This is a genomic window from Klebsiella sp. WP3-W18-ESBL-02 (genome assembly GCF_014168815.1).
Taxonomy (GTDB): Bacteria; Pseudomonadota; Gammaproteobacteria; order Enterobacterales; family Enterobacteriaceae; genus Kluyvera; species Kluyvera ascorbata_B.
Map to the genome: position 1 here is coordinate 2531184 of NZ_AP021972.1, position 16757 is coordinate 2547940.

The following is a 16757-nucleotide window of genomic DNA, read 5'->3' on the forward strand; positions in this document are numbered from 1 at the left end:
CACCTTTTGGCCGCCCGCTGGGATATTTTTGTGAGTGCCATAACCCTAAAGAGTTAATAAAACCTGCGACCCCTGACTATTAAGGGGGGCTCCGTTTTCGACATTGATTTGACGCAAAAAAATCAGGGCTTTTGCTGTTAGTTTTTCCGGCGAAATGTAGATCCATATCATGAGGAATACAATGGACGTCAGTCGCAGAAAGTTTTTTAAAATCTGCGCGGGCGGTATGGCCGGGACGACGGCAGCGGCATTAGGGTTTGCTCCTAAAATGGCGCTGGCACAGGCGCGTAATTTCAAATTACTGCGCGCCAAAGAAGTTCGTAATACCTGCACATACTGCTCCGTGGGTTGTGGGCTGTTAATGTACAGCCTGGGCGATGGGGCCAAAAATGCCCGAGAGTCGATTTATCACATCGAAGGTGACCCGGATCATCCGGTTAGCCGCGGCGCGCTATGCCCGAAAGGTGCCGGGCTGCTCGACTACGTACACAGTGAAAACCGCCTGCGTTATCCGGAATACCGCGCGCCGGGTTCGGATAAATGGCAGCGTATTTCGTGGAATGAAGCCTTCGATCGTATCGCAAAGCTGATGAAGGCCGACCGCGACGCCAACTTCATTGAGAAGAATGAACAGGGCGTAACGGTAAACCGCTGGCTTTCTACCGGGATGCTGTGTGCATCTGCGGCAAGTAATGAAACCGGCATGCTGACGCAAAAATTTGTGCGCTCCCTCGGCATGCTGGCGGTAGACAACCAGGCGCGCGTCTGACACGGACCAACGGTAGCAAGTCTTGCTCCAACATTTGGTCGCGGTGCGATGACCAACCACTGGGTTGATATCAAAAACGCTAACGTCGTGATGGTGATGGGCGGTAACGCCGCAGAAGCCCACCCGGTCGGTTTCCGCTGGGCGATGGAAGCGAAGAACAACAACGATGCGACGCTGATCGTCGTCGACCCGCGCTTTACGCGTACGGCGTCGGTGGCTGATATCTACGCGCCGATCCGTTCCGGCACCGACATTACCTTCCTGTCGGGCGTACTGCTGTACCTGATCGAAAACAATAAGATCAACGCCGAATACGTGAAGCACTATACCAATGCCAGCCTGCTGGTACGGGACGATTTCACGTTCGAAGACGGTTTGTTCAGCGGCTACGACGCCGAAAAACGCCAGTACGATAAATCGTCCTGGAACTATCAGTTCGACGAAAACGGCTATGCCAAACGTGATGAAACGCTCAGCCACCCGCGCTGCGTGTGGAACCTGCTCAAACAGCACGTTTCCCGCTATACGCCGGATGTGGTGGAAAACATCTGCGGTACGCCAAAAGCCGACTTCCTGAAAGTGTGTGATGTGCTGGCCTCTACCAGCGCGGCCGATCGTACGACCACCTTCCTGTATGCGCTGGGCTGGACTCAGCATACCGTGGGTGCGCAGAACATCCGTACTATGGCGATGATTCAGCTGCTGTTAGGCAACATGGGGATGGCCGGCGGCGGCGTCAATGCGCTACGCGGTCACTCAAATATTCAGGGGTTAACCGACTTAGGCCTGCTGTCGACCAGCCTGCCAGGCTATCTGACGCTGCCGTCGGATAAACACACCTCGTTGCAAACCTATCTGGAGGCGAATACGCCGAAGGCGACGCTGCCGGACCAGGTCAACTACTGGGGCAATTATCCGAAGTTTTACGTCAGCCTGATGAAAGCGTTTTACGGCGATGCGGCGACGAAAGAGAACGACTGGGGCTTTAACTGGCTGCCGAAATGGGACCAGGCCTATGACGTTATCAAGTACTTCAACATGATGGATAACGGCAAAGTCACCGGCTACATCTGCCAGGGCTTTAACCCGGTGGCCTCGTTCCCGGATAAAAACAAAGTCGTGCGCAGCTTAAGCAAGCTGAAGTACATGGTGGTTATCGATCCGCTGGTGACTGAGACGTCGACGTTCTGGCAAAACCACGGTGAGTCTAACGATGTCGATCCGTCGACGATTCAGACTGAAGTGTTCCGCCTGCCGTCCACCTGCTTTGCGGAAGAGGACGGCTCTATCGCCAACTCTGGACGCTGGCTGCAGTGGCACTGGAAAGGTCAGGAAGCACCGGGTGAAGCACGTAATGACGGCGAAATTCTGGCCGGTATTTACCATCGTCTGCGCGAGATGTATCGCAACGAAGGCGGTAAAGGCGTTGAGCCGCTGCTGAAGATGGGCTGGAACTATAAACAGCCGGATCGTCCGGAGTCTGAAGAAGTCGCTAAAGAGAACAACGGCTATGCGCTGGCTGACCTGTATGACGCCAACGGCGTACTGGTGGCGAAGAAAGGCCAACTGCTCAATAGCTTTGCGCTGCTGCGCGATGACGGTACCACGGCATCGTCTTGTTGGATCTATAGCGGGAGCTGGACCGAACAGGGTAACCAGATGGCCAACCGCGATAACGCTGACCCATCAGGGCTGGGCAATACGCTGGGTTGGGCATGGGCCTGGCCGCTGAACCGCCGCGTGCTGTATAACCGCGCATCGGCGGACGTTAACGGTAAGCCGTGGGATCCAAAACGGATGCTGATTCAGTGGAACGGGACGAAATGGACGGGTAACGATATCCCGGACTTTAATACCGCGCCGCCGGGAAGCAAGACCAATCCGTTCATCATGCAACCGGAAGGGCTGGGTCGCCTGTTCGCCATCGATAAGCTGGCGGAAGGACCGTTCCCGGAACACTACGAGCCGATGGAAACGCCGCTGGGGACCAACCCGCTGCACCCGAACGTGATTTCCAGTCCGGTCGTGCGTCTGTACGAAGAGGATGCGGTTCGCCTCGGGAAGAAAGACAAGTTCCCGTACGTCGGCACGACCTATCGTCTGACCGAACATTTCCATACCTGGACCAAGCATGCGCGCCTCAATGCCATCGCGCAGCCGGAACAGTTTGTGGAAATCAGTGAAGGGCTGGCGAAAGCCAAGGGAATTGCCAATGGCGATCGCGTGACCGTCAGCAGCCAGCGTGGTTTTATTCGCGCCGTGGCGGTGGTGACGCGTCGTCTGCAAACGCTCAACGTTAACGGTCAGCAGGTGGAAACCGTCGGTATTCCGCTGCACTGGGGCTATGAAGGCGTGGCGCGGTAAGGCTATATCGCCAACACCCTGACGCCAAACGTAGGCGATTCCAACTCGCAGACGCCGGAATACAAGGCGTTCCTGGTTAACATTGAGAAAGCGTAAGGAGCGTTTAGATGGCAATGGAAACACAAGACATTATCAAACGCTCGGCAACCAATCCGATTACCCCCGCGCCACGTGCGCGGGATTATAAGGAAGAAGTGGCCAAGCTGATTGATGTCTCCTCCTGCGTGGGCTGTAAAGCCTGCCAGGTGGCCTGCTCAGAATGGAACGATATTCGTGACGAAGTGGGGCACTGTGTCGGCGTTTACGACAACCCGGCGGACCTGAGTGCCAAGTCCTGGACGGTGATGCGTTTTAGCGAAACCGAACAGAACGGCAAGCTCGAGTGGCTGATTCGTAAAGACGGCTGTATGCACTGTGAGGACCCGGGCTGCCTGAAGGCGTGTCCGTCTGCCGGTGCCATTATTCAGTACGCTAACGGTATCGTCGACTTCCAGCAGGATAATTGTATCGGCTGCGGCTACTGCATCGCCGGGTGTCCATTTAATATTCCGCGCCTCAATAAAGAGGATAACCGCGTGTATAAATGCACCCTCTGCGTAGACCGCGTCAGCGTGGGGCAAGAACCGGCCTGTGTCAAAACCTGCCCGACGGGTGCGATTCATTTCGGCACCAAGAAAGAGATGCTGGACGTGGCGCAGGAGCGGGTCGATAAGCTTAAAAAACGCGGCTATCCTCATGCCGGTATTTACAATCCGGAGGGTGTGGGGGGGACGCACGTGATGTATGTGCTGCATCACGCGGATCAGCCTGAGCTGTATCATAAGCTGCCGAAGGATCCGGCGATTGATACCAGCATCAACCTCTGGAAGGGCGCGCTGAAGCCGCTGTCGGCCGCCGGCTTTATCGCGACGTTTGCCGGGCTGATTTATCACTACATCGGTATTGGCCCGAACAAAGAAGTTGACGATGACGAAGAGGAGGATGGCCATGAGTAAGTCGAAAATGATTGTGCGCACGAAGTTTATCGATCGCGCCTGTCACTGGACGGTGGTTATCTGTTTCTTCCTGGTGGCCGTTTCGGGAATTTCGTTCTTCTTCCCGACGCTGCAGTGGCTGACCGAAACATTCGGGACGCCGCAAATGGGGCGTATTCTGCACCCGTTTTTTGGCGTGCTGATTTTCGTGGTGCTGATGTTTATGTTCGCGCGTTTCGTACACCATAACATTCCGGATAAGCAGGATATTCCGTGGGTGCTGGGGATTGTAGAAGTACTGAAGGGCAACGAGCATAAAGTCGCGCGCGTCGGTAAATATAACGCCGGGCAAAAGATGATGTTCTGGACCATCATGAGCATGATTTTCGTGCTGCTGGTGACCGGGGTGATTATCTGGCGACCGTACTTTGCGCCTTATTTCCCGATTCAGGTTATCCGTTATGCGCTGTTGATTCATGCGACCTCGGCCATTATTCTGATCCACGCGATCCTTATCCATATGTATATGGCATTCTGGGTCAAAGGATCGATTAAAGGCATGATTGAAGGTAAAGTCAGCCGTCGCTGGGCGCAGAAGCACCATCCGCGCTGGTATCGTGACGTCGAGCGGGAAGAGGCGAAGAAAGAGAGTATGGAAGGGATGAAGTAGCTTCTCTTCGTCAGGTGAAGAGCGGTTTAGTGTTTCCTCAATAGGAAATATTAAGCCGCTTTTTTTATAGGCGGCATTCGGTATTGATGATTAATGCGTCAAACGCTGCGATGACATTCGTGCGAGAGGCAAGTTGCAAATGAAGTGCCGTGTATTCAGCTTATTTATCCCCTGAGCGGGTTAAAAGGCCATGCCTTTAAAAGAACGCTTCCAGAAAAGCGTATGGCGTTACATTTATCGACATTTTAGCGATCGTCGTACCATTCACGCTGTATTTATGGATAAATCCATCGTTATGCCTTTTTATCTGGTTTGCGTCTGTCCTATGCTTGATAATGCCATCCAGCAAACTCAACATAAACAAGTGATTAGAGGGATGAAAAAGACAATTTTCGCGCTGGCTCTTGGCACTTTTGGCCTGGGTATGGCTGAATTTGGCATTATGGGCGTGCTGCCCGAGCTGGCGCACGATGTCGGGATCTCGATCCCGGCAGCGGGGAATATGATCTCGTGGTATGCCTTTGGCGTGGTGATCGGTGCGCCGATTATTGCGCTGTTCTCAACGCGGTTTTCCCTGAAATCCATCATGCTGCTGCTGGCGGCGCTGTGTATTCTCGGTAACATCATTTTTACCGTCTCCTCTAGCTACGTTATGCTGGCGTTCGGGCGGCTGGTGTCGGGATTTCCGCACGGCGCGTTCTTTGGCGTCGGGGCGATTATTCTGTCGAAAATTGCCCCCCGGGGGCGGGTAACGGCCGCGGTGGCGGGCATGATTGCCGGGATGACGGTGGCGAACCTGGTGGGGGTGCCCGCGGGGACGTGGTTGGGGCATCAGTTTAGCTGGCGCTATACATTTCTGGCCATTGCCTTGTTTGACGTTGCGGTACTGCTGGCGATAATGGCCTGGGTGCCGACCTTATTTGATAAATCGGATGCCCGCCTGCGCGAACAATTCCATTTCCTCAAAAGCCCTGCGCCGTGGCTTATTTTTGCCGCCACGATGTTCGGCAATGCCGGGGTCTTTGCGTGGTTTAGCTATATCAAGCCATTTATGATGAACGTTTCGGGTTTTACCGAAGGGGCGATGATGTTCATTATGATGCTGGTGGGGCTCGGGATGGTGCTGGGGAATATCCTCAGCGGTAAGCTGTCTGGTCGCTTCAGCCCGCTACGCATTGCGGCAACGACGGATTTTGTTATCGTGGTTGCGCTGCTGTTGATCTTCGCACTAGGTGGTTTCCCGGTCGCATCGCTGATACTGGCGTTTGTCTGCTGTGCGGGGCTGTTTGCGCTGTCTGCGCCGCTGCAAATTCTGCTGCTACAAAATGCGAAAGGCGGGGAGATGTTGGGGGCGGCAGGGGGACAGATTGCGTTTAATCTCGGCAGCGCGATTGGCGCGTTCTTCGGCGGGCTGATGATTACGCTTAATTTCGGCTGGAACAGCGTGGCGTTGCCGGCGGCGGCGCTATCGTTCCTGGCCATGTCTTCTTTACTGATTTACGCCCGCTATCAACAGCGTCAGGCGTTAGCGGCTGGTGGCTAAGCAATAAGCCTCTCCCCGGCGGGGAGAGGCACTAAGCATTAATGGCGTAAATCGATGACCATACGGCCGCGAATCTGGCCTTGCTCCATTTCTTTGAAAATAGCGTTGATGTCGTTTAACGGACGCAGCGCCACTTTCGGTACCACTTTACCTTCGGCGGCAAACTGGAAGGCTTCGGTCAGATCCTGACGTGTGCCGACCAGGGAACCTACCACTTCAATACCGTCCAGCACCAGGCGCGGAATATCCAGGCTCATGGCTTCCGGCGGCAGGCCAACGGCGACTACGCGGCCACCGGCGCGAACGGCATCAACCGCGGAGTTAAACGCCGCTTTGGCGACGGCGGTAACCACGGCTGCGTGCGCACCGCCGGTTTTTTCCTGCACAATTTTCGCGGCGTCTTCGCTGCGTGAGTTGATGGTCAGGTCAGCGCCCATTTCTGCCGCCAGCTTCAGCTGTTCGTCGTTAACGTCCAGTGCGATCACTTTGGCATTAAAGACGTTTTTCGCGTACTGCAGCGCCAGGTTACCCAGGCCGCCCAGGCCGTAGATAGCAATCCACTGGCCCGGTTTGATGTGCGAAACTTTGACCGCTTTATAGGTGGTGACACCCGCGCAGGTGATGCTGCTGGCCTCGGCAGAGCCCAGGCCGTCCGGTACTTTTACCGAATAGTCTGCGGTGACGATGCACTCTTCAGCCATACCGCCATCGACGGTGTAGCCAGCGTTTTTCACCGAGCGACACAGCGTCTCATTACCGGAATTACAGTATTCACAATGGCCGCAGCCTTCAAAGAACCAGGCAACGCTGGCACGATCGCCCACTTTCAGCGAGGTCACGCCCGGGCCGATTTCTTTCACAATACCAATTCCTTCGTGGCCGAGGATCACCCCGGTCTTATCGCCGAAATCGCCGTTTTTTACGTGCAGATCGGTATGACAGACCCCACAGCATTCCATGGATAACAGCGCTTCACCGTGCTGCAGCGGACGCAGTTTCTTATCGGTGACGTTTACCTGATGGTCATGAGTGACGACAGCAGCCTTCATATCCTACTCCTGGTTAATTTGTAATCGACAATAATACTCATTAATGATTAGCCATCCATGGGCAAAACGCAAGGCGCGAACAGGGAAAAATCTGGTGGGTTTTCATATTGATACAGTCGGATATTGCTGCTTTATTCAGCGAGTGGTTACCCGGTAGACAGTGGTAAACACTTTTGTCTGGCTTATAAATGGCGTGCCCTGCACGGGATGAATGATGCCCGACGCCGAAACAAGCTGGCGTCGGGCATGGGGTTACGCTAATTGTGCGTGTATTTTTGCGATCTCCTCACGCCACTGTTCCTGATGCTGCGGCTTCTGATGTTTGGGTTTACGGGCAACATCGTCGGCCAACAGTTGCTCAAGGGTGATTAAGCGTTCCAGCAGCGCATCGTCACTCAGGGCTTCATGGGTAGCGGGAGGACGCGTTGGCAGAGGAGAACGGCGGCTCGCTGTGTCTCTTATCTGCGCGTACACCGCGTCGGCATCCGGCCATTCGCTCAGCCCGCGTTCGTCAATCAGCCAGAAGCGGTTGCAGCTTTGGCTAATCAGCTGGCGGTCGTGGCTGACCAGCAGCAGGCCGCCGGGATAGTCGCGAATGGTTTGCGCCAGCGCGTCTTTCCCTTCGATATCCAGATGGTTGGTCGGTTCATCGAGCAACAGCAGGCTGTAGCGGGCAAGCGACAGGCCAATAAACAGCAGGCGAGAACGCTCACCGCCGCTGAGCGTACTGACTTTTTGCCCGTGCCGCGCCCAGCCAAAACCCGCTGAAATTAACGCGCGCTTGCGGATTTCCGCTGACGGTTCGAACGATTCCAGCGCGTCGAGCAGCGTGGCATCATCGGCCAACTGCTGAAGCGTTTGATCGTAATAACCGGGATGCAGTCGGGGATGCAGCTTTAGCCCGGCGTCGGGCGTTTGCTGCTGCATTTGCCGCCACAGCAGGCGCAACAACGAGGATTTACCGCCGCCGTTACGCCCCATGATGGCGACCCGATCGCCGCTTTGCAGTCGGGTTGTCGACGTGGTAAACAGCGGCGGTAGCCCCTCGGCTGGCGCAACGGGGAGGCTATCCATTTCCAGCAGCCGATCCGCACGTACGGCATCACCATGCAGCGCGAGCCGCCAGGGTGTACCGGTAGTCAGTTCGGTTTGTGACGATTTAAGCCGCGTGACTTGTTTCTCCATCTGTTTGGCTTTGCGCGAGAGATCTTCGTTGTCGTATACCCGACCCCAAATCGCCAGCCGTTTGGCACTGGCGGCAACCCGGTCGATCTCCTTTTGCTCGGCCTTGTGGCGCAGCGCATCGCTTTCATCCTGTTCTGCCAGCGCCTGGCGGGCGGCGGAACAGGGCAGAGAGAAGGCGTGCAGGGTGTTATCGCGCAGTATCCAACTGGTGTTGGTTACCGCATCCAGCAGCGGGTTATCGTGGGAAACCAGGATAAAACTCCCGCTCCAGCCGTTCAGGAACGTTTCCAGCCACAGCAGCGTGGGGAGATCGAGATGGTTACCCGGTTCATCCAGCAGCAGTAAATCCGGCTGGCGAATCAGTGCGCGCGCCAGCAAAAGACGCGTGTGCTGTCCGCCGCTTAGGGTTGCCGCAGGATGGTCAATTTCGGTGACGGTGAATCCCATCTCAACCAGCAAACGCTCCGCCTGCCAGCGCTCGCTTTCGCGCATGGCGACAGGTAATTGCGCCAGCACGGCCTGAATGGGGTCGGTTCCGGCTGAGGGCGAAATGACACCCTAAGCTTTCGGTTCCTTGGGCCAAAGATATTCGCCAGTCAGTAGAATGTGCGCCCAGCCCAATGGGGATATGTGGGGAAGAAATTCAGGGGGAACATCCAACCCTTCGTTCCGCCGCTCCGTGACGGCATGACCAAGATGGACGGTATTCCAGTAAATGATCACCGCAGTCAATAAATTGAGCCCAGCGATTCGGTAGTGCTGCCCCTCTGTCGTGCGATCGCGAATTTCCCCCTGCCTCCCGATACGGAGCGCATTTTTGAGCGCATGGTGGGCCTCTCCCTTGTTAAGACCGATCTGAGCACGCCGCTGCATGTCCGTATCCAGGATCCACTCAATAATGAAAAGGGTCCGTTCAATACGACCAACTTCACGAAGCGCAACTGCAAGGTTGTTTTGTCGTGGGTAAGAAGCGAGCTTGCGCAGGAGTTGGCTGGGCCTGATTTTGCCAGCGGTCATCGTCGCGGCACAACGGAAAATATCAGGCCAGTTCGCAACGATAAGATCCTCCCGGGCTTTTCCACCTACCAACTTGCGTAACTCCCTGGGGGTCGTATCGGGATTAAATACGTACAACCGCTTCGATGGCAGATCCCTGATTCGCAGAACGAGATTGTAGCCGAGCAGGCTACTGGCTCCGAACAAATGGTCGGTGAATCCTGCTGTATCGGCATACTGTTCGCGAACATGGCGACCGACCTCGTTCATCAGTAGTCCATCGAGAATATACGGTGCCTCGCTCACGGTCGCCGGGATCGACTGACAAGCGAATGGCGCGAACTGGTCGCTTACGTGAGTATACGCTTTGAGGCCGGGAACAGAACCATATTTGGCATTGACCATGTTCATGGCTTCGCCATGCCGCGCTGTCGGGAAAAACTGACCATCGCTCGATGCTGACGTGCCCATCCCCCAGACGCGTGACATCGGCAGTTTACCCTGCGCGGCCACCACAATTGCCAATGCCTGGTTCATGGCTTCGCTTTCAACATGCCAGCGGGCAAGGCGTGAGAGCTGCCAGTAATCATGCGTGTTTGTAGCTTCCGCCATCTTACGCAGGCCCAGATTGAGCCCTTCAGCGAGCAGGACGTTGAGCAGACCGATCCGGTCGCGACATGGAGCCCCGGTTCTCAGATGGGTAAACGCATCTGTGAAACCAAGGGCTGCATCAACTTCAAGCAGCATGTCGGTAATCCGAACGGACGGCATTCGGCGATACAGATCCAGTATGAGTGCCTCGGCACCATCCGGCACGTCTGCTGTCAACCTGTCGATCCGCAACGTTCCATCTTCTATGCTACCGTGCGGAATAGTGCCGTTACGGGCAGCCCGGGCCAGCCGCTTAAGAGCGATCGTGAGTCGCGCCTTTCTGTCTGCCAGCCAATCCTGTGGGTTGGAAGGCACGGCCAGTTTTGCATTTTCCTGCGCCGCGATCATCGGCACCAGTACCTGCTTGAGGTCACCATAGCGGCGCGAATGAGCGAGCCAGACATCTCCGGAACGAAAAGCATCCCGGAGGTGAAAGAGTACCGCCACTTCCCAAAGACGGGTATCTCCTTTTTCCTGAGCTCGTAAATGACGGTTCCATTTGGAGCTGGGCCGCAGGAAACGCCTTTCTGGCGATGCAACACCTTTCATCTCTCCGATCGACAAAGCTGCTGCTACCAATGGTCCGGCGACCGGCGCGGCTTCGAGCTTCAGACAGCGCAACATGCGGGGCGCATAACGACGAAAGCGATGGTATCCCTGCCCGACATATGCAAGAGGCTCATCGGCTAGCGTGTTGCTGAGTTGAGTCCCTGTCGCTACCAGTTGAGCGAGCCGGTCCCATGCAACCGAACTGGCGACAGCCATCTCCAGCGGGGTTCCGTCACTGCGGGCCTCAAGCAACGAAGCTCCCAGCGCGGTGAAGGTACGGATCGTATCCGTGAGTGTGGCTTTAGAGCCGGAAATTGTTTCGTCATGCTGGCGCTTCGCTTCCCGCCAGGTTTTTCCTACGATCCTGTCATGGGTTTCGACTATGGCATCAGCAATCGCCGCTTCCCACTCCACAACACAGACGGCAAGGATCGCCCAGCGGCGGTCCGAAGTGATGTCACGCAAACCGTCGGTGAAGTAGCGTTCACCCTGCCGACGCAGCCGGGCAATGCGATGGGCAGGTATGCTGGCCAAAGCACTATGATTGATATTCAGGGTACGCAGAAATTCGAGCCTGTCGAGCAAACGGTTAGCAGCAGCCGAGTTGTTACCAACCTCGAAGTTGCGAAGCCAGATGAAACGACTGATATTGCCGGCGAGCATTTCACTCAGAAGTTTGTCCAGGTGATCGCGAACATCCGCTGTTAAATTTTCCGCAATCCGCGTTTCAATCCGCCGCTCAGCGGCGACCAGAGCATCCGCGCACAAGCGCTCGATTGTCGATACTGCGGGCAGAATGGTGGAAGTTTCCCGACACCGCACAATAAAACGATGAGCAAGATCCTCGTTTGATCTGGCATCTTCGGCCTGGCCGAAAGTCCACTCACGCAGATCACGGGCACCACGGCCCGTGAAGGTCTTGTAGCCGTAAATTTCGCGCAGCGTGTCCATGTGCTGCTGACGGGTTTGGCGCCGTGTGGCATAAGTGAGAAGCGCATCAGCCGGAACTCCAAGCTGAGCACCGACGAAGGAAAGGACTTCACGCGGGATCATCTCACCAGGAGCCAGTGCACGGCCCGGATATCGTAAGGCACAAAGTTGCAGGGCAAAGCCAATCCTGTTTTCCGGTCTGCGGCGCTGCCTAATGTTTTCCAGGTCATCATCGCCCAGCGTGTAGAACTTCAGTAGCGACAGTTCGTCCGTGGGCAGATCGAACAGCGCTGCTCGCTGCCGTTCGGTGAAAATATGGCGTCGTGACATACAAATTCGTCCCTTTTGAAGTATAGTCTGTTTTGGACAACAGCCAGCCCATATAAATCAGGGCGTTCCGATACAAAAATCCAGGAGGGTTCAATTGGGACATCGTGCCGCCATTTACTGCCGGGTTTCAACAGCGGATCAGTCTTGTGAACGCCAGGAATTTGATCTGCGAGCCTTCGCCGGCCGTGCCGGCTACGACGTGGTGGGAATATTTAAGGAAACAGGTTCAGGAACTAAACTCGACCGGGCCGAGCGAAAGAAAGTCCTGGCGCTTGCCCAGTCCAGACAAATTGATGCAATCCTGGTCACTGAGCTTTCCCGGTGGGGGCGCTCGACGCTCGATCTGCTCAATACGCTACGTGAACTGGAGAACTGGAAGGTTTCCGTGATAGCCATGAATGGAATGGCGTTCGATCTTTCGTCGCCGTATGGACGAATGCTGGCGACGTTTCTTTCCGGCATTGCGGAGTTTGAGCGGGATCTCATCAGCGAGCGGGTCAAGTCAGGCCTTGCTGTTGCGAAGGCACGTGGTAAGAGGCTTGGTCGTCAGGCCGGAGTGCGACCAAAATCAGACCGACTTTTGCCTAAGGTGGTTGCGATGAGGGCCGAGGGACGCAGCTATCGCTGGATCGCACGCGAGCTCGGTATCAGCAAGAATACCGTCGCTGACATCGTGCAACGACACAGAGCTAACGCTTAGGGTGTCATTTCGCCCTCAGCCGGAACCGACCCCTGAATCAACGACTGCGAGAGCAGCGCGTCGGGAAGATGCTGTTCCACGCGCGCCATCAGGCAGCTGGCGGCGAGTGATACGCTACCGGAAGTGGGCGATACTGAGCCGTCAAGCACCTGTAATAAGGTACTTTTTCCGCAGCCGTTATAGCCAATCAGACCGATGCGGTCGCCTTTCTTCAGGGTGAAGGTGAGTGCGTCGAAAAGCGGGCCGAATGCCGTCTCAACGTGAAGAGATTGTGCAGTTAGTAAAGTGCTCATTTGCTTACTCAAGTGTTACAGGCATGAAAATGCCTCGTCAAACATCGCTGACGATAACCTGGTAAGCCCGAGGGAAGGGATTAAGAGTTGATGTCTTCGCTCAAGCAGAAGTTATCGCAGCACGATACCGATAACGCTTGAGCAGGTACGATCACCAAATGTATGTGAAACATTGAAAATTTCACAGTACAGCATAATTAACCTCCTTTTGATGTTGTTAGATTGAACGGTAAAAGCAGTCTAGCCGCAGCATGCGTTTTATGCCACTTAAAAAACATTAGTTACAACATACATATTATTGCTTCTCAATGAATGACACATCAGCATCGTGCTTATTGAACACGTCAAACAGCAAAAAGGGAAAATCCCGACGTCACTATGCTCAGCCGGGATGAGAGAGGAGATTAAATTGAGGTACGACGATAGCTGCGATACTCCGGCAGCCAGAAGTTCTCATCGATCGCTTCCTGCAGCGCATCGGCGGACGTGTTGGTCGCCACGCCCTGTTGCTGAGCCATTTTACCGACCGCAAATGCAATTGCGCGAGACACCTTATGAATGTCCTTCAGCTCGGGCAGCACCAGTCCTTCGCCCTGGGTGGCAAGCGGCGAGTGCTTGGCCAGCGTTTCGCTTGCCGACATCAGCATCTCGTCGGTAATGCGTGAGGCGCCAGAGGCGATCACGCCTAAACCTATGCCCGGGAAAATATAGGAGTTATTGCACTGCGCAATAGGGTATACGGTATCTTTCCAGGTTACCGGCGCAAACGGGCTACCGGTGGCAACCAGCGCCTGACCATCGGTCCAGCTGATGATATCCTGCGGCGTGGCTTCAACGCGTGAGGTTGGGTTAGACAGCGGCATCACGATCGGGCGCGGGCAGTGTTTGTGCATTTCACGGATAATTTCTTCCGTAAACAGCCCGGTCTGGCCAGACACGCCGATCAGAATATTCGGCTTCACGTTGCGCACGACGTCAAGCAACGAGATCTGCTCATTGTCGTACTGCCAGTCCTGAATTTTTTCCTGTTTTTGTACCAGCTTACTCTGGAACGCCAGCAGGTTTGGCATCTGGTCCGTCAACAGACCAAAACGGTCAACCATAAAGACGCGGCTACGCGCCTGTTCTTCGCTCAACCCTTCGCGCTGCATCTGCGAAATAATCTGCTCTGCAATGCCGCAACCGGCGGAACCGGCACCGAGGAAGACAATTTTTTGTTCGTTAAGCTGGCTACCGGCGGCGCGGCTTGCAGCAATCAGCGTACCTACGGTGACTGCCGCAGTGCCCTGAATATCATCATTAAAGCAGCAGATCTCATCGCGATAGCGGTTGAGTAGCGGCATCGCATTTTTTTGCGCAAAATCTTCAAACTGCAGCAGCACGTTTGGCCAGCGTTGTTTAACGGCCTGAATAAAGTCGTCAACGAACTGATAGTATTCATCGTCGCTGATGCGCGGGTTACGGCAGCCCATATACAGCGGGTCATTCAGCAACTGCTGGTTGTTGGTCCCCACATCCAGCACGACAGGCAGGGTGTATGCCGGGCTGATACCGCCGCAGGCGGTGTACAGGGACAGTTTGCCGATTGGAATCCCCATGCCGCCAATCCCCTGGTCACCCAGGCCAAGGATGCGTTCACCGTCGGTCACCACGATCACTTTAATGTTGTGGTTGGGGACGTTTTGCAGAATATCGTCCATGTTGTGACGGTTCTGGTAGGAGATGAACACGCCGCGGGAGCGACGATAGATCTCAGAGAAACGTTCACAGGCCGCGCCTACGGTAGGGGTGTAGATGACGGGCATCATCTCGTCGAGATGATTTTCGACCAGACGATAAAAGAGCGTTTCGTTGGTGTCCTGAATGTTGCGCAGGTAGATATGCTTGTCGATTTCAGTTTTGAAACCCTGATATTGGATCCAGGCACGCTCGGCCTGCTCCTCAATACTTTCAACCACTTCAGGCAGTAGCCCTAACAGGTTAAAATTGCTGCGTTCTTCCATACTGAACGCGCTGCCTTTATTGAGCAGCGGAAATTCCAACAGAACCGGACCTGCATAGGGGATATACAGGGAACGATTTTTCTTACCTGGTAACATCTGACTTCACTCCGTAATTTTCACTCCACACCAGCGGCGGGCCAGATTATAGAGCAAGCTTTAACATGATGGTGACAAATTGAGGGAAAGGGCACAAAAAAGCGGGGGGATGGTGATAACTTCAGCAATCAGACTACGTATAGGCGCTCAAAGAATCCAAAATTCAATATATGTAAACCACTGTAACTATATTGTTTTATGATTGTTTCGCAGTGAAATCAAATGTATTTTCAATTCATAATTTCCACATTAAAACAAAGGAATAGTATGAAGAAGATAACTTATGCCCTTGGTTCACTGCTTCTTATATCTGGGTCCGCATTGGCTTCAACCGCGCCCGCATCTGATTGTGTGAAAGTCGACAAAGCACAGATTGAAGGATTATTTGACCGCTGGAATGACTCCCTGAAAACCGGGGATGCTAAAAAGGTGGCCGAAGGCTATCTTAGCGATGCCGTTTTATTACCTACCGTATCGAATCAGGTTCGCCTGACGGATGCCGAGCGAGTGGATTACTTTGAGCATTTCCTGGCAAAGAAACCCGTCGGCAAGATTGATACCCGTACTATTCGCCTGGGCTGCAATAAAGCCATTGATACGGGAACATATACCTTTACTTTTGCCGACAAAACGCAGGTTTCAGCCCGTTACACGTTTACCTACGCATGGGATGGTAGTGACTGGAAAATCTCCAGCCACCATTCATCAGCAATGCCGGAAGGCTAGGTTATTCACGGGCCTGCAGGGCCCGTTGTTTTTATGTGACACTGTCACAATATTCCATCATCAATGAGAACGCTAGCAAACTCTCTTATCGCGCCTCAAACATAATGGTATCGGTAGTGAAGCTGCCGTCATCCTCAATGGCAAAATGCGCGTGCACCTCCTGAGAAACCCGGCTTTGCAGATAGCGTATTGCTTCCACAATATTGTCGGGCGTTTTCATTCGCGCCACCCAGGACGAAAACTCCAGGCGCAGCGTATCGCCCACCAGTTTTTCGACCATCAGGCCCCGACTATTGACCATGGCCAGCCATTCTCCCTGCGAATAGTTACGAATGTGCGAAGGATCGCGCAGCATTTCAATCGTCTGCAGCCAGATGTCGAGAATCGCTTTTCCCGGTGATGCGATATCCATCATGATAAAACGGCCGCCAGGCTTCAGAACGCGGCGAATTTCCATCAATGCCGCCTGCATATCGTGCCAGTGGTGGGCGGAATAGCGGCTGATGACGATATCAAAATGCCGATCGGCAAACGGCAGGGCTTCAGCAGGCCCTTGGGCACAGACGATATTGTGCAAGCCGCGCGTTTCCGCTTCCTCGGCGACGACTGCCAGCATGCCGTCAGACAGATCGTAGGCGGTCACCTGCGCAACCAAAGGGGCGGCGGTGAAGCTCGCGTGCCCGGCGCCACAGCCTACATCCAGCAGATTGGCGTCGCCGGCATTGGCTAACCATTCTGCCAGGCGGCGTAAATCCGCGCCCTGCGCATGGACGTTGCTTTGCAAATAGGCAGCAGCCTGACCGCCAAACTGTGCTTTAACTAATGCTTCATGATGATTGCTCATACCCGACTTCCTCATTGTTATGTTGTTGTTAAAATGGACTATACGCCCGGATTAATACGGGTACAATATTGCTACTTATACTGGT

At 54.6% G+C, this 16757-nt stretch carries 9 protein-coding genes and 3 pseudogenes; 6 read left to right on the forward strand and 6 right to left on the reverse strand.

Annotation, left to right across the window (positions count from 1 at the left end):
* The first annotated feature begins 181 nt into the window (after positions 1-181).
* The 4 genes and pseudogenes from fdnG to araJ all read left to right on the forward strand — a co-directional run bounded on the left by fdnG (position 182) and on the right by araJ (position 6320).
* Positions 182-3229: pseudogene (gene fdnG / locus H7R56_RS12095) on the forward strand (formate dehydrogenase-N subunit alpha).
* 11 nt (positions 3230-3240) lie between these two features.
* Positions 3241-4128: a formate dehydrogenase subunit beta gene (gene fdxH / locus H7R56_RS12100; RefSeq protein WP_106927005.1), complete on the forward strand. Its 888-nt coding sequence runs from the start codon at positions 3241-3243 to the stop codon at positions 4126-4128.
* The gene (gene fdnI / locus H7R56_RS12105) at positions 4121-4777 is read left to right on the forward strand and encodes a formate dehydrogenase-N subunit gamma (RefSeq protein WP_106927007.1); all 657 of its coding nucleotides are present in this window, start codon (positions 4121-4123) and stop codon (positions 4775-4777) included. Before fdxH ends, fdnI begins: the two co-directional genes overlap by 8 nt.
* A gap of 376 nt (positions 4778-5153) precedes the next feature.
* A complete protein-coding gene (gene araJ / locus H7R56_RS12110; RefSeq protein ID WP_106927061.1) occupies positions 5154-6320 on the forward strand; it encodes an MFS transporter AraJ in 1167 nt (388 codons plus the stop codon).
* Positions 6321-6358: 38 nt separating this feature from the next.
* Here araJ and adhP read toward each other — a convergent pair whose 3' ends face one another.
* The 3 genes and pseudogenes from adhP to H7R56_RS12125 form a co-directional block, all read right to left on the reverse strand.
* Complete coding sequence (adhP, locus tag H7R56_RS12115; protein WP_106927009.1) at positions 6359-7369, reverse strand: alcohol dehydrogenase AdhP; 1011 nt, start codon at positions 7367-7369, stop codon at positions 6359-6361.
* A 252-nt stretch (positions 7370-7621) separates the two neighbouring features.
* A pseudogene (locus H7R56_RS12120) lies at positions 7622-9079 on the reverse strand (ATP-binding cassette domain-containing protein); the annotation flags it as partial.
* Positions 9080-9112: 33 nt separating this feature from the next.
* A complete protein-coding gene (locus H7R56_RS12125; RefSeq protein ID WP_001553819.1) occupies positions 9113-12010 on the reverse strand; it encodes a Tn3-like element Tn5403 family transposase in 2898 nt (965 codons plus the stop codon).
* 94 nt (positions 12011-12104) lie between these two features.
* Between H7R56_RS12125 and H7R56_RS12130 the strand changes: the two genes are divergently transcribed.
* Complete coding sequence (locus tag H7R56_RS12130; protein ID WP_000509966.1) at positions 12105-12710, forward strand: recombinase family protein; 606 nt, start codon at positions 12105-12107, stop codon at positions 12708-12710.
* A gap of 32 nt (positions 12711-12742) precedes the next feature.
* Here H7R56_RS12130 and H7R56_RS12135 read toward each other — a convergent pair.
* Positions 12743-13003: pseudogene (locus H7R56_RS12135) on the reverse strand (ATP-binding cassette domain-containing protein); the annotation flags it as partial.
* 404 nt (positions 13004-13407) lie between these two features.
* Positions 13408-15102: an NAD-dependent malic enzyme gene (locus tag H7R56_RS12140; RefSeq protein WP_106927013.1), complete on the reverse strand. Its 1695-nt coding sequence runs from the start codon at positions 15100-15102 to the stop codon at positions 13408-13410.
* Between the two features lie 267 nt (positions 15103-15369).
* On the opposite strand from H7R56_RS12140, the gene H7R56_RS12145 reads away from it, so the two are divergent.
* Complete coding sequence (locus H7R56_RS12145; RefSeq protein WP_106927015.1) at positions 15370-15828, forward strand: SgcJ/EcaC family oxidoreductase; 459 nt, start codon at positions 15370-15372, stop codon at positions 15826-15828.
* Positions 15829-15913: 85 nt separating this feature from the next.
* On the opposite strand, the gene H7R56_RS12150 is transcribed toward H7R56_RS12145, so the two are convergent.
* Entirely contained in the window at positions 15914-16672 is a 759-nt protein-coding gene (locus tag H7R56_RS12150; protein ID WP_106927017.1) for a class I SAM-dependent methyltransferase, read from the reverse strand.
* Positions 16673-16757 lie beyond the last annotated feature (85 nt).